Genomic DNA, 25541 nt, shown 5'->3' with positions numbered 1-25541 from the left:
GGAGGGGAAAAGGGATTACAAACTTCCCGCCGGGCGCGAACGCGCCGCTGACGTCAAGGTTCTTCCCGTCTTACGTCCGTCCAGCGTTTCCAGACGCATCTGGAACGGTGGGAACGGCATATCGATCCCGTGCTCGCGGAAGCCAGCCAGAATCAGCTGGTGGATCTCATGGCGAAGCGGCATACGGTGGCCCATCTCGGCGGCGTAAATACGCAGCTCGAAAATCTGAATCCCCTGCTGCAAATCAACCAGGAAGACTTCCGGCGGCGGGTTATCGATTACCAGCGAACAGCGTTCAGCAGCCGTATACAAGATCTGCGTCACCTCTTCGCTGTTGGCATCCGACGGGGCCGGTACGGTCAGCACCACACGCGTGACGGAGTCAGACAGCGACCAGTTGATAAACTGCTCGGTGATAAACGCTTTGTTCGGGACGATGATCTCTTTACGGTCCCAGTCGCTGATGGTGGTAGCGCGGGTGTTGATTCGGGTGACGCTGCCGGTCAGATCGCGGATGGTCACCGTATCGCCAATTCGAATCGGTTTTTCAAACAGGATGATCAGACCAGACACGAAGTTGGCGAAGATCTCCTGTAAACCAAAGCCCAGGCCTACGGTCAGGGCGGCAACCAGCCATTGCAGTTTTGACCATTCGATACCAATCATCGAGAAGCCAACCAGCCCACCAAACAGCATGATTAAATACTTGGTGATAGTGGTGATCGCATAGCCCGTGCCGGGGGTTAAATCCAGATGCTGCAACAGCGCCAGCTCCAGCAGAGCAGGGAAGTTACGTATCAGCTGCGTGGTGATGATCAGCACCAGAATCGCAATCAGCACGGCCCCTAAGGTGATGGGCTCCAGGCTTTCGACTCCCTGTACCGTGGACGTCACGTCCCACAACGAAATGTTCTCCAGGAAGCCAAACGCGGAGTGAATTTCCGACCACAGGAAAATCACCGACAGCAGGGCAACCAGCATCAGAATTGAGCGCACCAGCCGCAAGGACTGGGTACTGATAGCATCCAGATCCAGTTCAACGTCGTCTGCTTCCGCTGCCCCTTCCGTGCTGTTGACGTGGTTCGGTTCTTCTTCGCCGCGCGCACGCTGGGCCAGAATTTCTGCGCGTCGATGTTTGGCGCGGTCAAACGCCAGACGACGACGCTGGATCAGCATGCCGCGGCGAATAACGTGGTAAACCACCAGCAGCAGGAACCAGATGGCCACCGACGTTTCCAGTCGCGCCAGCAGCGCCTGCGACGTAGCGAGGTAGCCGACAGCTGCCGCCAGCATTGCCGCCAGCGGCGCGCTGAGCAGCAGGTTCCACAGCAGACGGTTAAACATGTTATCGCCACTGCCGCTCTTATCGAGATAGAGCGGGATCCCGGCGCGCTTCAGGCTGAGCGTTACCACCGCCAGTGCCCCGCAGATCAGCATAAAGCACAGACGTCCCAGCGAGCCGGAGAACTCCCGGTCATTGAGATTATCGAACATGATCAACGCCATAATCAGCGGCACAATCAGCCCGATACTCATCAGGTAATAACGCATCGCCCGCGCAACGCGATTACGCGGCCAGCCAAAGTGAGCGATGAACAGACCGTTTGGCCGCGCGAACGTGGCGCAAATCATCACGACCCACAGCAGCGGGACGGTGGCGGTTACGCCGTCGCCAATCGCGACGGCAAGGGGATAAGGCCAGGCTTCACGCAGGCCGTATCCGAGCGTCATCCACAGCACCGGCAGCGGGGACGCGACCAGAATTGACCAGAACACCGTGCGCAGCGTCAGCCAGAAGTGATCCTGGGTCACTTTTCCCACACGGGCGCTGGAGCGCTCGAGGAAACGGGTGAAGTGGCGACGGGAATAAATACTGAAGCCCACCAGAATCAGCGCTCCCAGCAGCGGGAAGATGGTCTCCTTACTGGTTATCATCATCACGCTGGCAAGGCCCAACTGGCTGAAGGTATCCAGCGAAATAAGGCGGCGCAGATCCTGCACAATTTCAATCGGCCAGGCGAAGGTCATCGGCCGCACGTCGGACGTCCAGAAGAGATAACGGTGCGTGGCCTCGTTGACCTCCTTCAGCGCATCCTCCAGCTGGCTGTTCGACACTTTCAGCTTGGTCAGCTCAAGGATCAGCGTATCGCCACCCTGTAACAGGGAGTTCAGCAGCTCGCGCTGGGTGCGCAGCTGCGCTTCCAGAATACGACTCTGCTCGCCGGTAAGCGGCTGTCCGTCAGCCTGACGGATCTGGCGGATTTGCGGCTGCTTGTTGAGGAGGTCTTCATAGTGAAGACGCTGAACGCGCAGCTGCGCCATCTCTGTATCAAGCTGCTGCGGTTTTGGCATCTCCGGCAGACGCGCGACCTGCGCGCGTAACGCTTCGCCCAACAGGTTAGACGAGCCAAGCCACTGGGACTGTTCGCGCAGCGTGTTGAGCGCCTGACGCACCTGAAGGGTTTGATTGGTGGCCTGGCGCTGCTGCGACGCGACCAAATCCATACGCTGCGCCTGCTGATTCAGCGCCGCAGAAAGCTCGCGGTTAACCTTAAACTGGGCGACGATGCTTTCAGGCAGGTTATCGCTGTTTTCGGCCAATAACTCGGTGCTTTCCAGGGCACGTTCAGCTTCACGCTGACGCTGGCTGTTGAGCTGATTTCTCAGCGCCTGGAGATACGCATCAAGCTGTTCGCTCTGCTTCTGCGCCAGCTCGGAACGCATCCGCGACAGCTCCTGGCGGTTGTTGGCAGAAAGCTGTGCCAGCTCCAGTTCATCGACCAGCGCTTTCAGTCTGGCGGATTCAGCCTGTAGCCCAAGATTTTGCGCCTGATTCTGCGGCGTGTTGCCCGTCTGCGTCCCGATGCGGCGTTCCACCTCATTTAACTGACGGCGGGCGTCGGTTTGCTGCTGTGGAAGCTGGCTGAGGGAGTCGGCAATTTCACGCGCCCGCTCCTGCTCCTGCTGAGCCAGGCGGCTCTTTTCCAGAAGCTGGCTGCTGACTTGCAGGATCTCCTGATTCAGCGCCTCGGACGTCATCCCTGCGGGTACCTGGCGAGGTTCATCGCGCAGGTTGTTTAACTGCGAGCGCAGGGTCTGAGAGAGTTTGGGGAAGTTGTCGATAACCTGCTGATACTGCTGTGCGCGCTCAAGGGAGCCTTTCCGCTCCTCAAGCGCGTTCAGTGCAGACTGGAGCGACTCAACGGCCTCCGGCTGAGCGGGTTTCGCCGCTTTTGCCTGCTCCAGCTCCTGGGTTATCTGTTTGGCGTCGGGGGCCGTCGCTGCGTACGCCCCCATGCTGAGGCACCAGGCCATCAGTAATACGATAATCGGGCGCACGTCAGCGATCCTTCTGTTGTTAGCCTTCGTCTTTTTTGTCGTCAACCAGCGGGCTGGCGTCGTGCTCGGCCTTAATCTCTTCTTCCGGCAATGGGGCTGGCGCAACGTCTGGCGTTGCAAAGATTTCAGTCGATACGGCCAGAGGCTGGCCAAGTTTGGTCACGGACAGGCTTTTCAGCTCCTCGACCAGGTTAACTTTGCCCGGTGCGAACAGGTTGATTACCGTTGAGCCCAGCTTGAAGCGGCCCATCTCCTGACCTTTCAGCAGGGCCACAGAACCTTCTTCTTCGCCGGCAGGCCAGGTCCAGCGCTTGATCACGCCTTCGCGCGGCGGCGTAATGGTGCCCGCCCAGACGGTTTCGATGCTGCCTACGATGGTCGCACCCACCAGAATCTGCGCCATTGGGCCAAATTCAGTATCAAACAGGCAGATGACGCGCTCGTTGCGGGCAAACAGATTCGGGACGTTTTGCGCCGTCAGGTGGTTTACGGAGAACAGATCGCCCGGCACGTAGATCATCTCGCGCAGGATACCGTTACACGGCATATGAACGCGGTGATAGTCGCGCGGGGAGAGATAGGTGGTGGCGAACGTACCGTTGCGGAACAGATCCGCCATCAGGTAGTTACCGGCCAGCAGCGCTTCCAGGCTGTAGTTATGGCCTTTCGCCTGCAAAATTTTGTCGTCTTCAATTTTACCGAGCTGGCTGATCACGCCGTCAGCAGGCATCACCAGCACGTTCGGGTCGGTATTCAGCGGACGCACTTCGTCGCGCAGCGGACGCACAAAAAATTCGTTGAAGGTGCGGTAGCTTGCCGTATCCGGCTTCTGCGCTTCTTTCATGTCGACCTTGTAGTATTTCACGAACAGGTCGATGACCAGTTTGGTCAGCCAGCCTGCTCGTTTGCTCGCGCCCCAGCCCGCCAGGCGAGTGAGCCACAGTTTAGGCAGAATGTATTGAAGCGAAAGTTTAAATGAGTTTAACAAGGTAGCCTCCAGGCCATTGTTTTGTCGTTCCTGATCCGGCAGCGCGCTGCCGGAACCTGAAAAAAGGGGACGATTTTAGCGACGCTTAGCTTAGTTGTCAGTTATCAGAATCAGAAAAGTTTTTACGCGTTTTTACCTGATCCATGCTTTCGAGAATGCGGTGATAATTTTCGAAACGGGTTTCCGCAATTTCACCGTTCTCCACCGCTTCACGGATGGCACAGCCCGGATCGTTGTCATGTTTACAGTCGCGGTATTTGCAAGCGCCTAAATAGTCATGGAATTCGACAAATCCGTTAAAGATTTGTTCCGGCTCGAGATGCCAAAGACCAAATTCACGCACGCCCGGGGAGTCAATCACATCGCCGCCGTGCGGGAAGTGATAGAGACGTGAGGCGGTGGTGGTGTGCTGGCCCAGCCCGGAGACGTCCGACACATCGTTGGTCAGGATCTCCTGCTGAAGGCCGAGCAGATTGTTAAGCAGGCTCGATTTACCCACGCCGGACTGCCCAGCAAAGATGCTGATGCGGTCGGTCAGCGCATCTTCCAGCGGCTTCAGGCCGTCTTTGGTGCGGCTGGAAACCATCAAAACGCGATAGCCAATGTTGCGGTAGATATCCATCTGCTCATTCACAAAGGCCATGGCCTCCTCATCCAGCAGATCGATTTTATTCAGCACGATGAGCGGCTCAACCTGTAGCGTTTCGCAGGCCACCAGATAACGGTCGATAATATTGAGAGAAAGTTCGGGTAAAATCGCCGAAACGATCACGATCTGGTTAATGTTGGCGGCAATCGGCTTCACGCCGTCATAGAAATCAGGACGGGTAAGGACCGACGTGCGTTCATGCACGGCTTCAACGATACCTTTAACCGTTACCCCTTCCGCCGCCTCCTTGCCCGGACGCCAGACCACGCGGTCCCCGGTCACCAGTGAACGGATGGTGCGACGGATATTGCAACGGTGGATATCCCCGTCGGCGGATTCGACATCGGCGTGCATGCCGAAGCGGCTGATCACAACGCCTTCTGTCGCTTCGCCAAACAGGTTGTCGTCGTAATCGGGCTTCTCCGTAGTGGTTTTAAGACGGCGCTGGTGATTTGCATTCACGCGGCGCTGCTGCCCTTTGGAGAGTTTATTTTTACTCAATCGCGCTGGCTCCTGGTCGCCCATAGCGGGCAAAACCTCTATGATACACTCTAATTAATACTAGTTAACCTGCTACTGCCGGTTAAGCGAGAAGGGTGGAAAATAACATGAGCGCGGACGAAAACAACCTGATTTGGATCGATCTGGAGATGACCGGCCTGGATCCCGAGCGCGATCGCATTATTGAGATCGCCACACTGGTCACCGATGCCAACCTCAATATTCTGGCGGAAGGCCCAACGATTGCCGTGCACCAGTCCGACGATCAGCTTGCGCTGATGGATGAGTGGAACGTGCGTACCCATACCGGCAGCGGGCTGGTGGAACGCGTGAAGGCCAGCATCCTGGGCGACCGCGAAGCGGAGCTGGCGACGCTTGAGTTTCTGAAGCAGTGGGTGCCGGCAGGAAAATCGCCTATCTGTGGCAACAGCATTGGTCAGGATCGTCGTTTCCTGTTTAAGTACATGCCGGAGCTGGAGTCCTACTTCCACTACCGCTATCTGGATGTAAGCACCCTGAAAGAGCTGGCCCGTCGCTGGAAACCGGAAATTCTCGACGGCTTCACAAAGCAGGGGACGCACCAGGCGATGGATGACATCCGCGAGTCTGTTGCGGAGCTGGCGTACTATCGCGAAAACTTTATTAAGCTCTGATTTTGCGATCCGGCGCGTTGCGCGGTCTGTATTTTGTCGTTAAATTGTTCAGCTTGCCGATTTAATAAGCACTTGAACTGAATTTCAAAAAAATCGCTTTGAGGGGGGTTGCAGCTAAACGGATTTCTCGTATAATGCGCCTCCCGTAACGACAGAGAATTACACGTTACGACAGCAACAAAAGCAGTACAGATTTGCGGGAATAGCTCAGTTGGTAGAGCACGACCTTGCCAAGGTCGGGGTCGCGAGTTCGAGTCTCGTTTCCCGCTCCAAAATTTGAATAGTATCGCAAGATACGCCAGCACCAGAACACCCAAGCGGGAATAGCTCAGTTGGTAGAGCACGACCTTGCCAAGGTCGGGGTCGCGAGTTCGAGTCTCGTTTCCCGCTCCAAAATTTGAAAGTATCGCAAGATACGCACAGCACCAGAACACCCAAGCGGGAATAGCTCAGTTGGTAGAGCACGACCTTGCCAAGGTCGGGGTCGCGAGTTCGAGTCTCGTTTCCCGCTCCAAAATTTGAATAGTATCGCAAGATACGCCAGCACCAGAACACCCAAGCGGGAATAGCTCAGTTGGTAGAGCACGACCTTGCCAAGGTCGGGGTCGCGAGTTCGAGTCTCGTTTCCCGCTCCAAAATTTGAAAGTATCGCAAGATACGCCAGCACCAGAACACCCAAGCGGGAATAGCTCAGTTGGTAGAGCACGACCTTGCCAAGGTCGGGGTCGCGAGTTCGAGTCTCGTTTCCCGCTCCAAATTCTTCTTCATATTCAAACTATCCACAGCGAAATGCTTCGTTGGGGACGTTTTCTGTTGTATCTGAAATACTCTTGTAAACAGAGTTATCCACAGAAACCACGATCAAACCAGCCTGTACAAAATGTTAGCAGGGTGAATAATATCTTCGTAATTGACTGTATTGTATGAAGAAATTTTGATTTCAAAATGTTATTGAGATCACTTGACCTGTTTGCTAAGCCTTATGGCGCCTAACTTTTTATTTTTATTCACAGGCTGTGAATATATCACGCATCCCGCGTAAGCCCTTTTTCAATCACCCTGACCAGACGCTGTTTCTGCGGTAACTGGACTTCAACCACGCCGGCATTTCGCTTCTCAATTTGCTGCGCAATCGCCCATTCTATGTGCTCATCAAGAAGTGGGTGCTCACCTCTGCGGCTTTCGAGCGCCTGAAGATTGGCTTTATCCCACGGGGCATTACCCAGCGCAACGGCCACATTACGCAGCCAGCGCAGGTGGCCGATACGACGTATGGCGGACCCTTCCGTTACCTTCAGGAACCAGGCTTCGGTCCAGGCGAACAGTTCAATAAGCTGTGGCGCATTCAGCGCTTTACGCGGGCTGAAGTCTTCTTCGTCCGTCAGCTGTGAATAGCGGTTCCACGGACAAATCAGCTGGCAGTCATCGCAGCCGTAGATGCGGTTGCCGATAAGCGGGCGAAATTCCTCTGGAATGGCGCCTTCCAGCTCGATAGTGAGGTAAGAGATACAGCGGCGCGCATCAACGGTATAGGGTTCAACAATCGCGCCCGTAGGGCAGATGGTCATACAGGCCACGCAGCGGCCACAGCCTTCTTCCACCGGACCGTCTACCGGCAGGGGTAAATCAATCAGCAGCTCACCCAGGAAAAAGAATGACCCCGCGTCGCGGCTTAAGATAAGTGAGTGCTTACCTGTCCAGCCAAGCCCTGCTTTTTCAGCTATAGGACGCTCAAGAATAGGCGCAGAATCAACAAAGGGTCTAAAATTCAGCGAAACACAGTGCTGCTGGATGGTTTCCCCGAGCTTTTTTAGACGGTTGCGCAGAAGTTTATGGTAATCACGTCCCAGAGCGTACCGGCTGACGTAACCCAGTGAGGGATTTTTTAGCGTGCGCGCAAAGGCCGCGTTAGCGGGCAGATAGTTCATGCGTACGCTAATGACGCGCAACGTACCCGGCAACAGCTCGTGGGGGCGGGCACGCATCATACCGTGACGCGCCATCCACTCCATCTCGCCGTGGTATTGTTTATCCAGCCATGCCTGTAGCTTAGGCTCGCTGGCAGAGAGATCGGTGTCAGTAATACCGACCTTCTGGAAGCCCAGTTCAGCACCCCACTGTTTTATTTTTTGCGCTAATTCATTGAGATCGAGGGGCTGTGACATGACGGACCATACTGTGAAGAAAAACCCCGCAAGTATACCACACTCCATCTGGCATGCGGATGACCTTCGGCGGGCCGAAAAAGAGGCCGCAGACAGCCTGGGCATTACCCTTTACGAACTGATGCAGCGTGCAGGCGAGGCGGCATTTAACGTGGCGCGCACGGCTTATCCGGATGCCTCGCACTACCTGATACTGTGCGGTCATGGCAATAACGGTGGCGACGGCAACGTGGTGGCGCGCCTTGCCGTAGCGGCGGGGCTGCGCGTCACCCTGCTGGCGCTGGAGAGCGACAAGCCGCTACCGGAAGAAGCTGGCATGGCGAGAGAAGCCTGGCTGAATGCGGGAGGCGTTATCCATGCGCCTGATATCGTCTGGCCCGATGACGTAGACGTGATTGTTGATGGTCTGCTGGGGACAGGACTGATGCGCGCGCCTCGCGATGACGTCGCCGCGCTGATTACGCGCGCCAACGCGCATCCCGCACCGGTGGTGGCGCTGGATATTCCCTCCGGCCTGATGGCGCAAACCGGCGCGACGCCGGGCGTATCGATTGAGGCTGCGCACACCGTGACCTTTATTGCCCTTAAGCCGGGGCTGCTTACCGGGAAAGCGCGGGATGTCGTGGGCACGTTACACCACAACGCCCTGGGGCTTGAAAACTGGCTGGCGGGACAGGATACCCGCATCACCCGCTTTGATGCGTCTCAGCTTGCACAGTGGCTACCGCCGCGTCGTCCCACCTCCCATAAGGGTGACCATGGCCGACTGCTGATTATTGGTGGCGATCATGGCACGGCGGGTGCGATTCGTATGACAGGAGAGGCCGCGTTGCGCAGCGGCGCCGGATTAGTGCGCGTGCTGACCCGCAGCGAAAACATTCCCCCCATTATTACTGCGCGGCCGGAGCTGATGGTCCACGAGCTTACCCCGCAGGCGATTGAAGAGGGCCTGGAGTGGGCGGACGTGGTGGTGATTGGTCCGGGGCTTGGGCAACAGAGCTGGGGTAAACAGGCCCTGCAAAAGGCCGAGAATTTTCGTAAACCGATGTTATGGGATGCCGACGCGCTTAACCTTCTGGCAATAAATCCGGATAAGCGTCACAATCGCATTCTGACGCCGCACCCCGGCGAAGCCGCACGGCTGCTTAACTGTAGCGTGGCAGAAATTGAAAGCGATCGCTTACTTTCTGCCCAACGTCTGGTAAAACGTTACGGAGGTGTTGCCGTTTTGAAAGGGGCGGGGACCGTTATCGCCAGCGATGATGCCATGGGCATTATTGATGCCGGTAATGCAGGCATGGCGAGCGGCGGCATGGGCGATGTGCTCTCCGGCATCATTGGCGCATTGCTCGGACAGAAACTTCCCCTTTATGATGCAGCCTGTGCCGGCTGCGTGGCCCATGGTGCGGCGGCTGACGGCCTGGCTGCTCGTTATGGAACGCGCGGTATGCTGGCCACCGATCTTTTTTGCACGCTGCGGCGTGTTGTTAACCCGGATGTGATTGACGTAGAAAATGACTAATCGAGCGATTCCTTTACCTGATGAACAAGCTACTTTAGATCTCGGCACGCGCGTGGCGCAGGCCTGTCAGGGGGCGACCGTCATTTATCTGTATGGAGATTTAGGCGCGGGTAAAACAACCTTCAGCCGTGGCTTTTTGCAGGCGTTAGGCCATAACGGGAACGTAAAAAGCCCGACCTATACGCTGGTAGAACCGTACACGCTTGAAAATATCATGGTGTACCACTTTGATTTATATCGTCTTGCGGACCCGGAGGAGCTGGAATTTATGGGGATCCGCGATTATTTTGCCAACGACGCCATTTGCCTGGTGGAGTGGCCGCAACAAGGTGCGGGTGTGCTGCCTGACCCGGATGTCGAAATTCACTTAGATTACCAGGCACAAGGGCGTGAGGCGCGCATCAGTGCGGTTTCCTCATCAGGCTGTTCCTTACTGGCGCGTTTAGCCGGTTGAGCGTAGGGATAACGGGATGATTAATCGCGTTAAAGGTTGGGTGTTAGCTGCCACGGTCCTGCTGTGCGCGCAGGCCGGGGCGGCCAGCCTCTCGGATATTCAGGTGTCGAACGGCGATAGCCAGGCCCGCATTACGTTCAGCTTTATGGGCGATCCTGAATATGCTTTCTCACAAATCGACAGCCGCAGCGTGGCGCTCGATATTAAACAGTCCGGGGTGATCCAGGGGCTGCCGCTCCAGTTTAGCGGCAACAACCTGGTGAAAAGCATCCGTTCGGGGACGCCGAAAGATGCGCAGTCTCTGCGGCTTGTGGTCGATCTCACCGAAAAAGGCAAAACGAAGGCGGTTAAGCAGCAAAACGGCGCGAATTATACGGTGGTCTTTACCATTAATGCTGACGTTCCGCCGCCGCCTCCGCCTGCACCCGTTGTGGCAAAACGCGTGGAAGCGCCGGTTTATACCCCAAGGCCGTCTGAGCCGGCCCGTAATCCTTTCAAATCACAGAATGATCGTCTTACCGCGGTGACCAGCAGCAACACGGTGACGCGTCCGGCGGTTAGCGCGCGGCGTACGCCGGCGAGTGGCGATAAGGTGATTATCGCCATCGATGCCGGACACGGCGGGCAAGATCCTGGCGCGATTGGCCCGGGCGGTACGCGGGAGAAAAATGTCACCATCGCCATTGCCCGTAAGCTGCGTGCGCTTCTGAATGACGATCCGATGTTTAAAGGGGTGATGACCCGCGATGGAGATTACTTTATTTCGGTGATGGGACGCTCGGATGTGGCGCGTAAGCAAAACGCCAACTTCCTGGTCTCGATTCATGCGGATGCTGCGCCGAACCGTAACGCCACCGGCGCGTCGGTCTGGGTGCTGTCCAACCGCCGCGCCAACAGTGAAATGGCGAACTGGCTTGAAGAGCACGAGAAGCAGTCAGAACTGTTAGGCGGGGCGGGCGATGTGCTGGCAAACAGCCAGGCCGATCCGTATCTCAGCCAGGCGGTACTGGATTTACAGTTCGGTCATTCTCAGCGCGTCGGGTATGATGTCGCCACTAACGTACTGAACCAGCTGCAAAGCGTCGGATCGCTGCATAAGCGTCGTCCGGAACATGCAAGCCTCGGCGTGCTGCGCTCCCCGGATATTCCGTCGATCCTGGTCGAGACGGGCTTTATCAGTAATCACGGTGAAGAGCGTTTACTGGGCAGCGACAGCTATCAGCAGCAAATTGCCGAAGCGATTTACAACGGTCTGCGTAAATACTTTGACGCGCATCCGCTTCAGTCTGCGCCGCAGGGCGGGGCAGCCCAGACGGCGAGCGCCGCGCTGCCGGGTGAGATGACCGCGACTAATTAAGGAGAGTTCATGCCGATTCAGGTTCTACCGCCGCAGCTCGCGAACCAAATCGCCGCCGGTGAGGTGGTGGAACGCCCTGCATCGGTGGTGAAAGAGCTGGTGGAAAACAGCCTTGATGCCGGGGCGACCCGCATTGATATCGATATTGAACGCGGGGGCGCTAAGCTCATCCGCATTCGTGATAACGGCTGTGGCATCAAAAAGGACGAGCTGGCGCTGGCGCTGGCACGTCATGCTACCAGCAAAATTGCTTCCCTTGACGATCTGGAAGCGATTATCAGCCTGGGTTTTCGCGGCGAAGCGCTGGCCAGTATCAGCTCCGTTTCCCGCTTAACGTTGACCTCCCGCACGGCTGACCAGCAGGAAGCCTGGCAGGCCTACGCCGAAGGGCGCGATATGGACGTCACGGTTAAACCTGCGGCGCACCCGGTCGGCACCACGCTGGAAGTGCTGGATCTCTTCTATAACACGCCCGCTCGCCGCAAGTTTATGCGAACCGAGAAGACCGAATTCGGACATATCGACGAGATCATCCGCCGCATTGCGCTGGCGCGCTTTGATGTCACCATCAACCTTAGCCATAACGGCAAGGTGATGCGCCAGTATCGCGCGGTGGCGGAAGGCGGGCAAAAGGAGCGTCGGCTGGGCGCTATCTGCGGCGCACCGTTCCTGGAAAAAGCGCTGGCCATTGAGTGGCAGCATGGCGATCTGGCTCTTCGCGGTTGGGTTGCCGATCCGAACGCCAGCAGCGCCGCCTTTGCTGAGATCCAGTATTGCTACGTCAACGGCCGCATGATGCGCGACCGCCTGATTAACCACGCCATTCGCCAGGCCTGCGAAGACAAGCTTGGCGCCGATCAGCAGCCCGCCTTTGTGCTTTATCTGGAGATCGACCCGCATCAGGTCGACGTGAACGTACACCCCGCCAAGCATGAGGTGCGCTTCCACCAGTCGCGCCTGGTGCACGATTTTATCTATCAGGGCGTTGCTGCGGTATTGCAGCAGCGGGGCGAGCCGGCGTTGCCGCTGGCAGAAGAAGCGCCCGCGCCGCGTCCGTTGCCGGAAAACCGCGTGGCGGCGGGACGTAACCATTTTGCCGAACCGGCGGTAGCGCGCGAGCCGGCTGCGCCGCGTTTAGCCTCGACGGGCAACGCGCCGCGACCGACCGGCGCTAACTATCCCAACGCCCAGCCGGGCTATCAAAAACAGCAGGGGGCGCTGTACCGTAAGCTGCTGGATACCCCGTCCGTTGAGCATAAAGAGCACATTACAGTTTCAACGCCTTCGCTGGATGGACATAGCCAGAGTTTTGGTCGGGTTCTGACCATTGTTGCTCCCGACATGGCGCTGCTTGAACGCGAGGGCAAACTGCTGCTGCTGGCGCTTTCCGTGGCGGAGCGCTGGCTCAAACAGGCGCAGCTAACCCCGGGGGTCAATGCCGCCTGCGCGCAGCCGCTGCTGATCCCCGTGCGCCTGAAAGTATCCCCTGAAGAAACAGGGGTTTTGCGGCGCGTACAGTCTCAGCTGGCTGAAATGGGGATAGAAATCGTACTGGACGCGCAGCATGTGACAATTCGCGCAGTGCCTTTACCCTTACGCCAACAAAATTTACAAAACTTGATTCCTGAACTGATAGGCTACCTGGCGCAGCAAACGACGTTTGATGCCGCCGACACCGCGCAGTGGATCGCCCGCCATTTGGCCAGCGAACATTCACCGTGGAGTATGGCGCAGGCGATTACCGTGCTGGCGGAGGTAGAACGCCTCTGCCCGCAGCTGGTAAAAGCGCCGCCGGGTGGTTTGTTACAACCTGTTGATTTACAAACGGCGATGACCGCCCTGAAACATGACTGACGTAAGTAAGGCGAGCCTGCCAAAGGCGATTTTTTTGATGGGGCCAACGGCCTCCGGCAAAACGGCGTTAGCCATTGAGTTACGTAAAGTTTTGCCAGTAGAGTTGATTAGCGTTGATTCAGCCCTCATTTACCGAGGGATGGACATCGGCACGGCGAAGCCCAACGCAGACGAACTGCGTGCGGCGCCGCACCGTTTACTGGATATTCTCGACCCGGCACAGGCGTATTCCGCAGCAGATTTTCGCCGCGACGCCCTGGCCGAGATGGCCGAGATTACCGCTGCGGGACGCATACCGCTGCTGGTGGGCGGCACGATGCTCTACTTCAAGGCGCTGCTGGAGGGGTTATCACCTCTGCCATCGGCCGATCCGGAAGTAAGAGCGAAGATTGAGCAGCAGGCGGCTGAGCAGGGGTGGGACGTTTTGCACAAGCAACTGGAAGAGATTGACCCGGTTGCCGCAGCGCGGATCCACCCAAACGATCCGCAAAGGCTTTCCCGGGCACTGGAAGTTTTTTTCATTTCGGGTAAAACTTTAACGGAACTGACGCAAACGTCAGGAGACGCTCTGCCGTATCAGGTGCATCAGTTCGCCATCGCCCCGGCGAGCCGTGAACTGCTCCATCAACGAATTGAGCAGCGTTTTCATCAGATGTTGGCTTCAGATTTTGAAGCAGAAGTGCGGGCGCTTTTTGCCCGTGGAGATTTGCATACGGACATGCCTTCCATTCGTTGTGTGGGATACCGCCAGATGTGGTCTTATCTTGAAGGCGAGATTTCATACGATGAAATGGTTTATCGAGGTGTTTGCGCCACGAGACAGTTAGCGAAGCGCCAGATCACCTGGTTGCGCGGTTGGGAGGGCGTTCACTGGTTAGACAGTGAAAAACCACAACAGGCGTTAAACGAAGTGATTGAGGTTATTGGTGATATCGCTGACTGAATGTGTACAATTAAGCCGTATCGTGCGCAATTTTTCAGAATCGCAAGGTTCTAAGTACAAAACAAGCATATAAGGAAAAGATAGAATGGCTAAGGGGCAATCTTTACAAGATCCGTTCCTGAACGCATTGCGTCGGGAACGTGTTCCAGTTTCTATTTATTTGGTGAATGGTATTAAGCTGCAAGGTCAGATTGAGTCTTTCGATCAGTTCGTGATCCTGTTGAAAAACACGGTCAGCCAGATGGTCTACAAGCACGCGATTTCTACTGTTGTTCCGTCCCGTCCGGTATCTCATCACAGCAATAACGCTGGCGGCGGCACTGGCAGTAACTACCATCATGGCAGCAACGCGCAGGGTTCATCTGCTCCTGCGCAGGACAGCGAAGAAACCGAATAAGGTTTTGGGCTGTTTTCCACACGGGGAGCCAGGGATCCTGCGTTCCCCGCTGATCTTTTTAGAGAGGTTTACGCTTGTTTGACCGTTATGACGCCGGTGAGCAGGCGGTGCTGGTACACATCTATTTTTCGCAAGACAAAGATATGGAAGACCTCCAGGAGTTTGAATCTCTGGTCTCTTCCGCCGGTGTCGAAGCAATGCAGGTGATTACCGGTAGCCGTAAAGCGCCGCACCCGAAGTATTTTGTTGGTGAAGGTAAAGCAGTAGAAATTGCGGATGCCGTAAAAGCAACCGGCGCATCTGTTGTGCTGTTTGATCATGCGCTGTCTCCGGCTCAGGAACGTAACCTGGAAGCTCTCTGCGAATGCCGTGTTATCGATCGCACGGGGTTGATCTTAGATATTTTTGCTCAGCGTGCGCGTACCCACGAGGGTAAGTTGCAGGTTGAACTGGCGCAGTTGCGCCATCTGGCGACGCGTCTGGTGCGTGGCTGGACACACCTTGAAAGACAAAAAGGCGGGATTGGTTTGCGCGGCCCGGGTGAAACCCAGCTCGAAACCGACCGCCGTTTACTGCGTGGGCGTATTACCCAGATCCTTTCACGTCTGGAACGTGTAGAGAAACAGCGCGAGCAGGGGCGTCGGGCGCGAACCAAAGCCGACATTCCAACGGTGTCGCTGGTGGGCTATACCAACGCCGGTAAATCCACCCTGTTTAACCAGATAACCGAGGCCCAGGTGTATGCCGCAGACCAGCTGTTTGCGACCCTGGACCCAACGCTGCGCCGTATTGACGTTGCAGACGTCGGTGAAACGGTGCTGGCGGATACCGTCGGGTTTATCCGCCATCTGCCGCACGATCTGGTTGCGGCGTTTAAAGCGACGTTGCAGGAGACGCGTCAGGCGACCCTGCTGCTGCACGTGATTGATGCGGCTGACGTACGCGTGCAGGAGAACATCGACGCGGTGAACGTGGTGCTCGAAGAGATCGACGCCCACGAAATTCCCACCCTGTTGGTGATGAACAAGATCGATATGCTGGACGATTTCGAGCCGCGTATCGACCGAGATGAAGAGAACAAACCGATTCGGGTCTGGCTGTCTGCTCAGGCCGGGATTGGTGTGCCACTGCTTTTCCAGGCTTTGACAGAACGTCTTTCCGGTGAGGTAGCTCAGCACACGCTGCGACTGCCGCCACAGGAAGGCAGGCTGCGCAGCCGGTTTTATCAGCTTCAGGCGATAGAAAAAGAGTGGATGGAGGATGACGGCAGCGTGGGGATGCAGGTGCGTATGCCGATCGTTGACTGGCGTCGCCTCTGTAAACAAGAACCTGCGCTGGCGGACTATATCGTCTGATCAGAAAGGGGAAGCCTGAAAAATTCGCCCTTGCATAACAAATATGGAGCATATACATGGCGTGGAATCAGCCCGGTAATAACGGACAAGACCGCGACCCGTGGGGAAGCAGCAATAATCAAGGCGGCAACTCTGGGGGAAATGGCAACAAAGGTGGTCGCGAGCAGGGGCCGCCGGATCTGGATGATATCTTCCGCAAACTGAGCAAAAAGCTTGGTGGCCTTGGCGGAGGAAAAGGTTCTGGCTCGGGTGGTAATTCCACTCAGAGTCCGCGCCCGCCGATGGGTGGCCGCGTGGTGGGCATTGTCGCCGCTGCGGTGGTAATCATCTGGGCAGCCAGCGGGTTCTACACCATTAAAGAAGCAGAACGCGGCGTGGTAACCCGTTTCGGTAAGTTCAGCCATCTGGTTGAGCCGGGCCTGAACTGGAAGCCGACCTTCATTGATGACGTGACCGCGGTTAACGTGGAGTCCGTCCGTGAACTGGCTGCCTCCGGCGTGATGCTGACGTCTGACGAGAACGTGGTGCGCGTTGAAATGAACGTGCAGTACCGCGTGACCGATCCAGAACGTTATCTGTTTAGCGTGACCAGCGCGGATGACAGCCTGCGTCAGGCGACCGACAGCGCCCTGCGTGGCGTTATCGGTAAATACACCATGGACCGTATTCTGACCGAAGGTCGTACCGTTATTCGTAGCGATACCCAGCGCGAGCTGGAAGAGACCATCCGTCCGTACAACATGGGTATTACTCTGCTGGACGTCAACTTCCAGGCTGCACGTCCGCCGGAAGAGGTGAAGGCCGCGTTTGACGATGCGATTGCCGCACGTGAAAACGAACAGCAGTACATCCGTGAAGCGGAAGCGTACACCAACGAAGTTCAGCCGCGTGCTAACGGTCAGGCGCAGCGTATTCTGGAAGAAGCGCGCGCGTATAAGACCCAGACCATCCTGGAAGCACAGGGTGAAGTGGCTCGCTTCGCGCGCATTCTGCCGGAATATAAAGCGGCTCCGGAAATTACCCGTGAGCGTCTCTATATCGAGACCATGGAAAAAGTGCTGAGCCACACCCGCAAAGTGCTGGTTAACGACAGCAAGGGCGGAAACCTGATGGTTCTGCCGCTGGATCAGATGCTGAAAGGCGGTTCTGCACCGGCAGCGAAAGACAGCAGCGGTGCGAACAACCTGCTGCGTCTGCCGCCAGCCTCGTCTGGCAGCACCAGCGCGAACACAACGCCTTCTTCGAACGATGGTGACATTATGGACCAACGCCGCGCTAACGCGCAGCGTAACGACTACCAGCGTCAGGGGGAATAAGGATGCGTAAGTCAGTTATTGCGATCATCATCATCGCACTGGTCGTGCTCTACACCTCAATCTTTGTGGTGAAAGAGGGCGAGCGTGGGATCAAGTTCCAGTTCAGCAGCGTCGTGCGTGACGGTGACAAGCGTCCGGTGATTTATGAGCCGGGTCTGCACTTCAAGATCCCGTTCATTCAGTCAGTGAAAACGCTCGATGCGCGTATCCAGACCATGGATAACCAGGCCGACCGTTTCGTGACCAAAGAGAAAAAAGACCTGATCGTTGATTCCTACATCAAATGGCGCATCAGCGATTTCAGCCGCTACTTCCTGGCAACGGGCGGTGGTGACGTTTCTCAGGCAGAAGTGCTGCTGAAACGTAAGTTCTCTGACCGTCTGCGTTCTGAGATTGGTCGTCTGGATGTGAAAGACATCGTGACAGACTCTCGCGGTCGTCTGACGCTGGAAGTGCGTGATGCGCTGAACTCCGGTTCTGCGGGCACTGAAGATGAAGTCGAAACCCCGGCGGCGGATGATGCGATTGCCAAAGCGGCTGAACGCGTTCAGGCTGAAACCAACGGTAAAGTGCCGGTGATCAACCCGAACAGTATGGCGGCACTGGGTATCGAAGTGGTTGACGTGCGTATCAAGCAGATCAACCTGCCAGCGGAAGTGTCTGAGGCGATCTACAACCGTATGCGCGCCGAGCGTGAAGCGGTAGCCCGTCGTCACCGTTCACAGGGTCAGGAAGAGGCTGAAAAACTGCGCGCGGCAGCGGACTATGAAGTCACCAAGACGCTGGCGGAATCTGAGCGTCAGGGTCGTATCCTGCGCGGTGAAGGTGATGCCGAAGCGGCGAAGCTGTTTGCCGATGCATTCAGCCAGGATCCAGACTTCTACGCCTTCATCCGTAGCCTGCGTGCTTACGAGAATAGCTTCAAGAGCAACCAGGATGTGATGGTGCTCAGCCCGGACAGCGATTTCTTCCGTTATATGAAGACGCCGGCCAACGCAACGCGATAAACTCAGGCTCGTTTGAGTATTCAAACCACCGCTCTTCACGGAGCGGTGGTTTTCTTTTATGAGGATGAAAAATGAATTCTACGATCTGGCTCGCGCTGGCTCTGGTTTTGGTGCTGGAAGGCCTCGGCCCTATGCTCTATCCGCGCGCCTGGCGTCGGATGATCGCGACAATGAGCCAACTGCCGGACACTATTTTGCGTCGTTTCGGCGGCGGTCTTGTGGTTGCCGGTATCGTTATCTACTACATGTTGAGGAAAACGATTGGCTGATCAAAAACTAACCGCAATTGGCATATTTTAGGGTCAAAAAGTGCTGTATATCTGAAAAAGCGATGGTAGAATCCATTTTTAAGCAAACGGTGATTTTGAAAAAAATGGGTAACAACGTCGTCGTACTGGGCACCCAATGGGGTGACGAAGGTAAAGGGAAGATTGTCGATCTTCTGACTGAACGGGCTAAATATGTTGTACGCTACCAGGGCGGTCACAACGCAGGCCATACTCTCGTAATCAACGGTGAAAAAACCGTCCTCCATCTTATTCCATCAGGCATTCTTCGCGAAAACGTCACCAGCATCATCGGTAACGGCGTTGTGCTGTCTCCCGCTGCGCTGATGAAAGAGATGAAAGGTCTGGAAGACCGTGGTATCCCTGTTCGTGAGCGTCTGCTGCTCTCCGAAGCCTGCCCGCTGATCCTGGACTATCACGTGGCGCTGGACGTGGCGCGTGAAAAAGCGCGCGGCGCGAAAGCCATCGGCACCACCGGTCGTGGTATCGGCCCGGCTTACGAAGACAAAGTTGCACGTCGCGGTCTGCGCGTGGGCGACCTCTTCGACAAAGCGACCTTCGCTGAAAAACTGAAAGAAGTGATGGAATATCACAACTTCCAGCTGGTGAACTTCTACAAAGCTGACGCTGTTGACTACCAGAAAGTGCTGGATGACGTCATGGCGATCGCAGACATTCTGACCGGTATGGTTGTTGATGTGTCCGATCTGCTGGACCAGGCGCGCAAGCGTGGCGATTTCGTCATGTTTGAAGGTGCGCAGGGTACACTGCTGGACATCGACCACGGTACCTATCCGTACGTAACGTCCTCTAACACCACCGCGGGTGGCGTGGCAACCGGCTCCGGCCTGGGCCCACGTTATGTGGATTACGTTCTGGGCATCATCAAAGCGTACTCCACTCGCGTGGGTGCGGGTCCATTCCCGACCGAGCTGTTTGATGAATCCGGCGAGTTCCTGTGCAAGCAGGGTAACGAGTTTGGCGCGACCACCGGTCGTCGTCGTCGTACCGGCTGGCTGGACGCGGTTGCCGTGCGTCGCGCCGTGCAGATCAACTCCCTGTCAGGCTTCTGCCTGACCAAGCTGGACGTGCTGGACGGCCTGAAAGAAGTGAAAATCTGCGTAGGCTACCGTATGCCGGATGGCCGCGAAGTGACCACCACGCCGCTGGCCGCTGACGACTGGGAAGGCATTGAGCCAATCTACGAAACCATGCCGGGCTGGTCTGAGACCACCTTCGGTGTGAAAGAGCGTAGCGGCCTGCCAAAAGCTGCGCTGGACTACATCAAGCGTATTGAAGAACTGACCGAAGTGCCGATCGATATTATTTCTACCGGCCCGGATCGTACTGAAACGATGATCCTGCGCGACCCGTTCGACGCATAATCTCGTGACTGCTGGCCTGCGGGGAGACCCGTAGGCCGGATAAGCGCAGCGCCATTCGGCGACCGCTCCTGGATCTCCGCTTTTTCGCCCCGTCTGTCAAATAAATTAGCCGCTAACTATCTGGCTGGTTTATCATCATTAATGAATATCTCTGCGGTTTAACCGCGTTTTCCCTTTTTCCTGAGGTTGATGTGCAGTTAACAAGTTTCACCGATTACGGCTTACGCGCGCTGATTTATATGGCGTCGTTACCCGATGGGAAGATGACCAGTATCTCTGAAGTCACAGAGGTATACGGTGTGTCCCGTAATCATATGGTCAAAATAATCAATCAACTTAGTCGTGCCGGATACGTTGCTGCCGTCCGCGGGAAGAATGGAGGGATCCGTCTCGGTAAACCGGCACAGAGTATCCGTATTGGCGATGTGGTACGTGAACTGGAGCCACTATCTCTGGTGAACTGTAGCAGCGCGTTCTGCCACATTACGCCCGCTTGCCGCCTGAAACAGGCGCTTTCAAAGGCCGTGCAAAGTTTTCTCATGGAACTGGATAACTACACGCTGGCCGATTTGGTTGAAGAGAATCAACCGCTTTATAAATTATTGCTGGTGGAATGAAGAAAATTTCCACCGGAGCTGACAACGGAGGAACCGACATGTCACAAGATCCTTTCCAGGAACGCGAAGCCGAAAAATACGCGAATCCTATCCCCAGCCGCGAGTTCATCATTGAACACTTAACAAAACGCGAAAAACCCGCCAATCGTGAAGAACTTGCCGTTGAATTAAACATTGAAGGTGAAGAGCAAATTGAAGCCCTTCGCCGCCGCCTGCGCGCCATGGAGCGCGACGGCCAGCTGGTCTTTACCCGCCGCCAGTGCTACGCGCTGCCGGAACGCCTCGACCTGCTGAAAGGCACCGTTATTGGTCACCGCGACGGCTTTGGCTTCCTGCGCGTGGAAGGCCGTAAAGACGATCTGTACCTCTCATCTGAACAGATGAAGATGTGTATCCACGGCGACCAGATCCTGGCGCAGCCGCTGGGTGCAGACCGTAAAGGCCGCCGCGAAGCGCGCGTGGTGCGCGTACTGGTGCCAAAAACCAGCCAGATTGTGGGCCGCTATTTTACCGATGCGGGCGTCGGCTTTGTGGTGCCGGACGACAGCCGTCTGAGCTTTGATATTCTGATCCCACCTGAAGAGGTGATGGGCGCGCGCATGGGCTTTGTGGTGGTGGTAGAACTCACCCAGCGCCCAACCCGTCGCACCAAAGCGGTGGGTAAAATCGTCGAAGTGCTGGGCGATAACATGGGCACCGGCATGGCCGTCGATATGGCGCTGCGTACCCATGAAATTCCGTACGTCTGGCCGAAAGCGGTTGAAGATCAGATTGAAAACCTGCGTGAAGAAGTGCCCGAAGAGTCCAAAGCTGGCCGCGTCGATCTGCGCTCCCTGCCGCTGGTCACCATTGATGGTGAAGACGCCCGCGACTTCGATGACGCCGTGTACTGTGAGAAAAAACGCGGTGGTGGCTGGCGTCTGTGGGTGGCTATCGCTGACGTAAGCTATTACGTGCGTACGCACACGCCGCTGGATAACGAAGCGCGCAGCCGCGGTACGTCGGTGTACTTCCCGTCGCAGGTGGTACCGATGCTGCCAGAAGTGCTCTCTAACGGCCTCTGTTCCCTCAACCCGCAGGTGGACCGCCTGTGTATGGTCTGCGAAATGACCATCTCCAGCAAAGGTCGACTGACGGGCTACAAGTTCTACGAAGCGGTGATGAGCTCCCATGCGCGCCTGACCTACACCAAGGTCTGGCATATGTTGCAGGGCGATCAGGATCTGCGCGAACAGTACGCGCCGCTGGTCAAACACATTGAAGAACTGCACAACCTCTACAAAACGCTGGATCAGGCGCGCGAAGAGCGCGGTGGGATCTCGTTTGAGAGTGAAGAGGCCAAGTTCATCTTTAACGCCGAGCGTCGCATCGAGCGTATCGAGCAGACCCAGCGTAACGATGCCCACAAGCTGATTGAAGAGTGTATGATCCTGGCGAACATCTCGGCGGCCCGTTTCGTTGAGAAAGCCAAAGAGCCTGCGCTGTTCCGTATCCACGACAAGCCAACCACGGAAGCCGTGACCTCATTCCGCTCCGTGCTGGCTGAGCTCGGCCTGGAGCTGCCTGGCGGCAATAAGCCTGAGCCACGCGATTACGCCGAGCTGCTGGAATCCATCAGCGATCGTCCTGACGCGGAAATGCTGCAAACCATGCTGCTGCGCTCCATGAAGCAGGCGATTTACGATCCGGAAAATCGGGGCCACTTTGGCCTGGCGTTGCAGTCTTACGCGCACTTTACCTCGCCAATCCGCCGTTATCCGGATCTGTCGCTGCACCGTGCGATCAAGTATCTGCTGGCGCATGAGCAGGGGCATAAAGGCAACACGACTGAAACCGGTGGGTATCACTACTCCATGGAAGAGATGCTGCAACTGGGTCAGCACTGTTCCATGACCGAGCGCCGTGCGGATGAAGCGACGCGCGACGTGGCGGACTGGCTGAAGTGTGACTTTATGCTGGATCAGGTTGGTAACGTCTTTAAAGGCGTGATTGCCAGCGTCACCGGCTTTGGTTTCTTCGTGCGTCTGGATGAGCTGTTTATCGACGGCCTGGTGCACGTTTCCAGCCTCGATAATGATTACTACCGTTTCGATCAGGTCGGTCAACGTCTGATCGGCGAATCCGGCGGCCAGACCTACCGTCTGGGCGATCGGGTGGAAGTGAAGGTTGAAGCCGTAAATATGGACGACCGTAAGATCGACTTCAGCCTCATCTCCAGCGAGCGTGCTCCGCGGAACGTCGGCAAAACCGAGCGTGAGAAAGCGAAAAAAGGCGGCAACGGTAAAGCGGGCGGCAAGCGACGTCAGGCAGGTAAAAGAGTAAACTTTGAGCCAGACAGCGCCTTCCGTGGCGAAAAGAAGCAGAAGCCCAAGGCGGCAAAAAAAGACGCCCGAAAAGCGAAAAAGCCGTCGACTAAAACCCAGAAAATAGCGGCCGCCACCAAAGCGAAGCGCGCGGCGAAGAAACAGCAGGCGGAGTAATTTCCCCTCACCCTGACCCTCTCCCCAACGGGAGAGGGGAAATATTTATTACGAGAACCATCAATGAGTGAAATGATTTACGGCATCCACGCGGTGCAGGCCCTGCTGGAGCGCGCACCGGAGCGTTTTCAGGAAGTCTTTATTCTGAAAGGGCGCGAGGACAAACGTCTGATGCCGCTGATCCACGCGCTGGAAGCGCAGGGCGTCGTGATCCAGCTGGCGAACCGCCAGTATCTGGACGAGAAAAGCGAAGGTGCGGTGCACCAGGGCATCATCGCGCGCGTGAAGCCGGGCCGTCAGTATCAGGAGAACGATCTGCCGGATCTGATCGCTGAGCTGGATAACCCGTTCTTCCTGATCCTTGATGGCGTAACCGACCCGCACAACCTGGGTGCGTGCCTGCGTAGCGCCGATGCAGCAGGCGTGCATGCGGTGATTGTGCCAAGAGATCGTTCCGCGCAGCTTAACGCTACCGCTAAAAAAGTGGCCTGCGGCGCGGCGGAAAACGTTCCGCTGATCCGCGTGACTAACCTGGCGCGCACCATGCGTCTGTTGCAGGAAGAGAATATCTGGATCGTCGGCACGGCCGGTGAAGCGGATCACACCCTGTATCAGAGCAAAATGACCGGCCGAATGGCGCTGGTGATGGGTGCTGAAGGTGAAGGCATGCGTCGCCTGACCCGCGAGCACTGCGACGAGCTGATCAGCATTCCGATGGCGGGCAGCGTGTCATCCCTGAACGTTTCCGTTGCAACGGGCATCTGCCTGTTTGAAGCGGTGCGCCAGCGCGGATAGCCTGTTATGCCGGGTGGCGGCTTCGCCTTACCCGGCCTACAAAGGCACGGTACCGTAGGCCCGGTAAGCGCAGCGCCACCGGGCATTTACCTCACTCCTCTAACGACCGTAAATGGTCATCCTTCCTGAGCGTCATCAGCGCGAAAATACTCACCACCGCCGTTGCCATCACGTAGTAGGCCGGAATGTCCAGGTTGCCCGTCTGCTTAATCAGCCCGGTAATGATTAACCCCGCACAGCCCGAAAAAATCGCGTTCGATAACGAATAGGCCAGCCCCAGCCCGGTATAACGCACGCGCGTGGGGAACATCTCAGACAGCATTGCCGGCCCCGGTCCTGCCAGCATCCCCACCAGACCGCCCGCAATCAGCACCACCATCGCTTTAACTGCCAGCGTACTGGATTCTGCCTGTAAAATTTTCAGCAGCGGCAGGGCGAGGATCAGCAGGAGCACGGTGGCGATAATCATCACCGTTCGCCGCCCGATCCTGTCGCTCAGCATGCCCGACGGAATGATAGTAAGCGCAAACCCAATGTTAGAAATCACCGCAATCAGCAGCGCCTGGTTGAAACCGGTGTGCAGCGCAGATTGCAGATAGGTCGGCATAATCACCAGATAGGTATACCCCGCCGCAGACCAGACCATCACCCGGCCAATGCCCATCAGGATGGTTTTGAACGTGGCGGCGGTGCTGGCCTGAGTCATAACCGGTTTTTCCCTTTGCAGCACAAAGCTCGGCGTCTCTTCCATGCTCACCCGCAGCCATAGCGCGACCGCACCCATCGGCAACGCCAGGAAGAACGGAATGCGCCAGCCCCAGTCGTGCAGGGCGTCAGGAGAGAGAAGAGCGGAGAGCAACGCTACAATGCCTGCGCCCGCTAACAGCCCGAGCGCCACGGTGAAGGACTGCCATGCCCCGTAAAGGCCACGCTTGCCGCGCGGGGCGAACTCTGTCATTAACGAAACCGCACCGCCGTACTCTCCGCCCGCGAACAGTCCTTGCAGAATACGCAGGAGCGTAACGATCAGCGGCGCGGCAATGCCGATACTGGCGTAGACCGGCACAATGCCAATAGCGGCGGTGGCGAGCGTCATCAGTATCAGCACAATAATCAGCGTCGGCTTGCGGCCAATCCTGTCGCCAATGCGGCCAAAGACCACCGCACCCAGCGGGCGGAAGAAAAAGGCGATGGCGAACGAGGCCCAGGTGAGGATCAGGCTGGTCAGCTCCGCTTCCCCTTCAAGCTGGAAGAAGTTTCTGGCAATGACGGTTGCCAGAAAACCGTAAACCGCAAATTCATACCACTCAATGAAGTTGCCGATGGAGCCTGCAATTAATGCACGCTTGTGCGCATCCTGTTGCATAACGATCCTCACAAAAACGGGGTAAGAATAAATTATTCAGCATTAGCGAAGTAATGAAATAGTTTATTCTTATGTTCTGTGAGCTATTTCACGGATGATATCAACACGATC

General features: G+C 56.5%; 20 protein-coding genes and 5 tRNA genes. 20 read left to right on the top strand and 5 right to left on the bottom strand.

The annotated features are described in order from the left end of the window. Positions 1–15: 15 nt before the first annotated feature. The 3 genes from mscM to rsgA form a co-directional block, all read right to left on the bottom strand. Positions 16–3339 carry a miniconductance mechanosensitive channel MscM gene (gene mscM / locus IM300_RS13860; protein ID WP_063867124.1) on the bottom strand — a complete coding sequence of 1108 codons (3324 nt, stop codon included), beginning with the start codon at positions 3337–3339 and terminating at the stop codon, positions 16–18. 19 nt (positions 3340–3358) lie between these two features. Beyond that, entirely contained in the window at positions 3359–4327 is a 969-nt protein-coding gene (gene asd / locus IM300_RS13855; protein ID WP_063450940.1) for an archaetidylserine decarboxylase, read from the bottom strand. A gap of 97 nt (positions 4328–4424) precedes the next feature. Then, on the bottom strand, positions 4425–5477 hold the full coding sequence (gene rsgA, locus IM300_RS13850; protein ID WP_181574919.1) for a small ribosomal subunit biogenesis GTPase RsgA: 1053 nt from the start codon (positions 5475–5477) through the stop codon (positions 4425–4427). Positions 5478–5584: 107 nt separating this feature from the next. On the opposite strand from rsgA, the gene orn reads away from it, so the two are divergent. From orn to IM300_RS13820, 6 genes are all read left to right on the top strand, one after another. Further along, entirely contained in the window at positions 5585–6130 is a 546-nt protein-coding gene (gene orn / locus IM300_RS13845) for an oligoribonuclease (protein WP_193036989.1), read from the top strand. Between the two features lie 196 nt (positions 6131–6326). Beyond that, positions 6327–6402: transfer RNA gene (locus tag IM300_RS13840), tRNA-Gly, on the top strand. A gap of 45 nt (positions 6403–6447) precedes the next feature. Further along, positions 6448–6523: transfer RNA gene (locus IM300_RS13835), tRNA-Gly, on the top strand. A gap of 45 nt (positions 6524–6568) precedes the next feature. Then, positions 6569–6644: transfer RNA gene (locus tag IM300_RS13830), tRNA-Gly, on the top strand. Between the two features lie 45 nt (positions 6645–6689). Next, positions 6690–6765: transfer RNA gene (locus IM300_RS13825), tRNA-Gly, on the top strand. A 44-nt stretch (positions 6766–6809) separates the two neighbouring features. Then, positions 6810–6885, top strand: a tRNA-Gly gene (locus IM300_RS13820). Positions 6886–7155: 270 nt separating this feature from the next. Here IM300_RS13820 and queG read toward each other — a convergent pair. Further along, on the bottom strand, positions 7156–8295 hold the full coding sequence (gene queG, locus IM300_RS13815) for a tRNA epoxyqueuosine(34) reductase QueG (protein ID WP_193036987.1): 1140 nt from the start codon (positions 8293–8295) through the stop codon (positions 7156–7158). Here queG and nnr point away from each other — a divergent pair. The 14 genes from nnr (at position 8294) to rlmB (ending at position 24064) form a co-directional block, all read left to right on the top strand. Next, positions 8294–9817 carry a bifunctional ADP-dependent NAD(P)H-hydrate dehydratase/NAD(P)H-hydrate epimerase gene (nnr, locus tag IM300_RS13810; RefSeq protein WP_193036985.1) on the top strand — a complete coding sequence of 508 codons (1524 nt, stop codon included), beginning with the start codon at positions 8294–8296 and terminating at the stop codon, positions 9815–9817. The two genes, queG and nnr, sit on opposite strands and share 2 nt — an antisense overlap. Continuing rightward, on the top strand, positions 9810–10271 hold the full coding sequence (gene tsaE / locus IM300_RS13805) for a tRNA (adenosine(37)-N6)-threonylcarbamoyltransferase complex ATPase subunit type 1 TsaE (RefSeq protein WP_063450935.1): 462 nt from the start codon (positions 9810–9812) through the stop codon (positions 10269–10271). The genes nnr and tsaE overlap by 8 nt, the downstream gene beginning before the upstream one ends. 16 nt (positions 10272–10287) lie before the next feature. Then, on the top strand, positions 10288–11628 hold the full coding sequence (amiB, locus tag IM300_RS13800) for an N-acetylmuramoyl-L-alanine amidase AmiB (RefSeq protein WP_193036983.1): 1341 nt from the start codon (positions 10288–10290) through the stop codon (positions 11626–11628). 9 nt (positions 11629–11637) lie between these two features. Then, a complete protein-coding gene (gene mutL / locus IM300_RS13795; RefSeq protein WP_107534507.1) occupies positions 11638–13482 on the top strand; it encodes a DNA mismatch repair endonuclease MutL in 1845 nt (614 codons plus the stop codon). Further along, positions 13475–14425 (top strand): tRNA (adenosine(37)-N6)-dimethylallyltransferase MiaA, encoded by a 951-nt coding sequence (gene miaA, locus IM300_RS13790; RefSeq protein ID WP_063450932.1) that lies wholly within the window; start codon positions 13475–13477, stop codon positions 14423–14425. The genes mutL and miaA overlap by 8 nt, the downstream gene beginning before the upstream one ends. A gap of 85 nt (positions 14426–14510) precedes the next feature. Beyond that, positions 14511–14822 (top strand): RNA chaperone Hfq, encoded by a 312-nt coding sequence (gene hfq / locus IM300_RS13785; RefSeq protein ID WP_006810391.1) that lies wholly within the window; start codon positions 14511–14513, stop codon positions 14820–14822. Between the two features lie 74 nt (positions 14823–14896). Then, positions 14897–16177, top strand: a complete 1281-nt coding sequence (gene hflX, locus IM300_RS13780; RefSeq protein WP_003855991.1) for a ribosome rescue GTPase HflX — start codon at positions 14897–14899, stop codon at positions 16175–16177. A gap of 56 nt (positions 16178–16233) precedes the next feature. Beyond that, positions 16234–17493 carry an FtsH protease activity modulator HflK gene (gene hflK, locus IM300_RS13775; RefSeq protein WP_193036981.1) on the top strand — a complete coding sequence of 420 codons (1260 nt, stop codon included), beginning with the start codon at positions 16234–16236 and terminating at the stop codon, positions 17491–17493. A 2-nt stretch (positions 17494–17495) separates the two neighbouring features. After that, a complete protein-coding gene (gene hflC / locus IM300_RS13770) occupies positions 17496–18500 on the top strand; it encodes a protease modulator HflC (RefSeq protein ID WP_063450930.1) in 1005 nt (334 codons plus the stop codon). Between the two features lie 71 nt (positions 18501–18571). Continuing rightward, positions 18572–18769, top strand: a complete 198-nt coding sequence (locus IM300_RS13765) for a DUF2065 domain-containing protein (protein WP_063450929.1) — start codon at positions 18572–18574, stop codon at positions 18767–18769. Positions 18770–18873: 104 nt separating this feature from the next. Continuing rightward, a complete protein-coding gene (locus IM300_RS13760; RefSeq protein ID WP_193037013.1) occupies positions 18874–20172 on the top strand; it encodes an adenylosuccinate synthase in 1299 nt (432 codons plus the stop codon). Positions 20173–20363: 191 nt separating this feature from the next. Beyond that, the gene (gene nsrR, locus IM300_RS13755; RefSeq protein WP_063450982.1) at positions 20364–20789 is read left to right on the top strand and encodes a nitric oxide-sensing transcriptional repressor NsrR; all 426 of its coding nucleotides are present in this window, start codon (positions 20364–20366) and stop codon (positions 20787–20789) included. 38 nt (positions 20790–20827) lie between these two features. Then, the gene (gene rnr, locus IM300_RS13750; RefSeq protein WP_193036979.1) at positions 20828–23269 is read left to right on the top strand and encodes a ribonuclease R; all 2442 of its coding nucleotides are present in this window, start codon (positions 20828–20830) and stop codon (positions 23267–23269) included. Positions 23270–23332: 63 nt separating this feature from the next. Beyond that, the gene (gene rlmB / locus IM300_RS13745; RefSeq protein ID WP_003856001.1) at positions 23333–24064 is read left to right on the top strand and encodes a 23S rRNA (guanosine(2251)-2'-O)-methyltransferase RlmB; all 732 of its coding nucleotides are present in this window, start codon (positions 23333–23335) and stop codon (positions 24062–24064) included. Positions 24065–24155: 91 nt separating this feature from the next. Here rlmB and IM300_RS13740 read toward each other — a convergent pair whose 3' ends face one another. Next, the gene (locus IM300_RS13740; protein ID WP_193036977.1) at positions 24156–25430 is read right to left on the bottom strand and encodes an MFS transporter; all 1275 of its coding nucleotides are present in this window, start codon (positions 25428–25430) and stop codon (positions 24156–24158) included. Positions 25431–25541 lie beyond the last annotated feature (111 nt).

The sequence above is a fragment of the Enterobacter cloacae complex sp. I2 genome, from assembly GCF_014896205.1.
Lineage (GTDB): Bacteria > Pseudomonadota > Gammaproteobacteria > Enterobacterales > Enterobacteriaceae > Enterobacter > Enterobacter quasihormaechei.
Note: the sequence above shows the minus strand (reverse complement) of the source record. Positions and strands in the feature narration are given on the sequence as shown.